The organism is Salidesulfovibrio brasiliensis JCM 12178 (genome assembly GCF_001311825.1).
In the GTDB taxonomy this organism is placed as follows: Bacteria; Desulfobacterota; Desulfovibrionia; order Desulfovibrionales; family Desulfovibrionaceae; genus Pseudodesulfovibrio; species Pseudodesulfovibrio brasiliensis.
The window spans coordinates 1-642 of record NZ_BBCB01000178.1; the positions used below are offsets into that span (position 1 = coordinate 1).

General features: G+C 59.0%; 1 protein-coding gene. It reads left to right on the top strand.

The features are described 5' to 3' along the window. The coding region (locus JCM12178_RS19025; protein WP_218185667.1) for a hypothetical protein at positions 1–220 on the top strand (220 nt) is incomplete at its 5' end. Between the last annotated feature and the right edge of the window lie 422 nt (positions 221–642).

A 642-nucleotide genomic window follows, 5' to 3' on the forward strand; every position in this document is an offset into this window, starting at 1 on the left:
CACAACGAAACGGGTTCCGCTTCCCGTCCCTCCCGCCGAAGGCGAGCAAGAAAGCCACCGTTACATCGCCCGCGGGCATGCCGATTCATACAGGCACCTTGATTTCTTAAGAGAGAGTTTCGCTCTCTACGAGCGAGTTACTTTTTGCTGGCGCAGAAAAAAAGTAACCAAAAAAGCTGCGCTTGGTCGGGGACCCGGTTTCGACGGCAAGAAGCTCTAACGGCGACTCGCTACTCGAAGGGAAGGTGCCAGCGCGCTGGCACCTTCCCTTCGAGCTTAACGCTCGCCGCCGAAGAGCTTCTAAGCCTTACGAAACAACGCTGACCCTCGCTTCCACGCTGGCGAAAGCCGGTTCGGGGTTCCTGTTTGGGAATTCGGCAGCGTGAGATTGCCACATGGCCCGGCAAGCAAGGCTACCGGGAAGCAAAACGTCCCCCCAATAGTGCCGCAGGCCGCGAGACTCCGGCCCAAATCAAGCCTCTCCCGCAAGCGATACCCTAAGGGTGAGCGACAGCGCAGACGAAGAACGGCAGCGTTGTCTCCCGAGGCTTAGAGGCTCTTATGTGCTGCTTGCGTGGGCCCGGTTGCCTGTTCGCTGGCGAACCTTTCGACCGGGGCAGCGATCACTCTTAGAGCCTCTTG